This window comes from Pseudomonas sp. MD195_PC81_125 (assembly GCF_014060985.1).
In the GTDB taxonomy this organism is placed as follows: domain Bacteria; phylum Pseudomonadota; class Gammaproteobacteria; order Pseudomonadales; family Pseudomonadaceae; genus Aquipseudomonas; species Aquipseudomonas parakoreensis.
On sequence record NZ_JABULD010000785.1, the window covers coordinates 1 to 1,142 of the forward strand.

1 protein-coding gene and 1 pseudogene are annotated in these 1,142 nt (G+C 46.1%); one reads left to right on the plus strand and one right to left on the minus strand.

Annotated features, from left to right (window positions below):
• Positions 1 to 242, minus strand: a pseudogene (locus HT737_RS32170) (hypothetical protein); the annotation flags it as partial.
• 496 nt (positions 243 to 738) lie between these two features.
• Between HT737_RS32170 and HT737_RS29265 the strand changes: the two are divergent.
• On the plus strand, positions 739 to 1,142 hold a 404-nt coding region (locus tag HT737_RS29265), incomplete at its 3' end, for a response regulator transcription factor (protein ID WP_182404565.1).

The following is a 1,142-nucleotide window of genomic DNA, read 5'->3' on the forward strand; positions in this document are numbered from 1 at the left end:
TTAGAAAGCTGTCATCTTTCTCGAAATCCGAGGGGGCGTACAGAGAGCGGTAGTTGAAGTTCAGTGTTAGAAAAAAACAGCAGCAACAAGTAAAACGGGAAGCTGATCAGAAACCAGACATAGACCTCCCTTTCGTCGTTATCTAAAAAAGGCAAGGAAATGGCGGCTGATGATTCGGAAATAAATGCAAATATCGCAATTATAGTCATGGGGTTGGTTATCTTTTTTCTGACTTTTATCATGGGAAGTGCTCATTAAATGTGTGTTTCCGATAGGTGGAGTGGTTGGGTGTGGGTTGAAGTTTATGCTTGAGGCTATTTTTATATTAAAGAAAATCAGTTGGGTAGAAGTATCTTGTTTCAGACATTGATTGTTAAAGTGCTTTGAATGGTTTGTATGTTGCTTTTTACAATTGGTCATCTGCCAAGTGCCGATGGCGGGTGAGTCACAGGTATTCGTCGAACAGGAATATTCGGTCTGCATTCGATGAGCAACTTGCTCTGAAAGCGAGTGCGCAAGGGCTTCAGGGCGTAGTATTTTTCACGTCGGTGCAGGGGGTGGAAAAACAGTCGTGTCATGGAAATAGTGCGTCAGTGGGTTTTTTTGTAGGAATAGTCTTTATTTGTTGTAGGGAATGTCTTTCGCTGGGAGTGCAATGGAACTCTCTTGTGCCATGTCGGAAGTGACTGGGCTATTGTGCGTGCTCTAAAAATTCGAACAGCGAAACTGGACTTGCCCATGAATAAAGTGCTGATCGTGGATGATCATCCCGTCATTCGTCTTGCTGTGCGTATGCTGATGGAACGTCATGGCTACGAAGTCATTGCAGAAACGGATAACGGTGTAGATGCCTTGCAACTTGCGCGTGAACAGATGCCGGACATCGTTATCCTGGATATTGGAATACCGAAGCTCGATGGTCTTGAAGTTATTGCGCGCCTGAACTCGACACCGATGCCCCTGAAAGTATTGGTGTTGACTTCCCAGGCCCCAGGGCATTTTTCAATGCGCTGCATGCAATCGGGGGCGGCAGGGTATGTCTGTAAACAGCAGGATCTGACGGAGCTGCTCAGTGCGATCAAAGCCGTACTGTCCGGATACAGTTATTTTCCCAATCAGGCCCTGCATACCGTACTACCAGC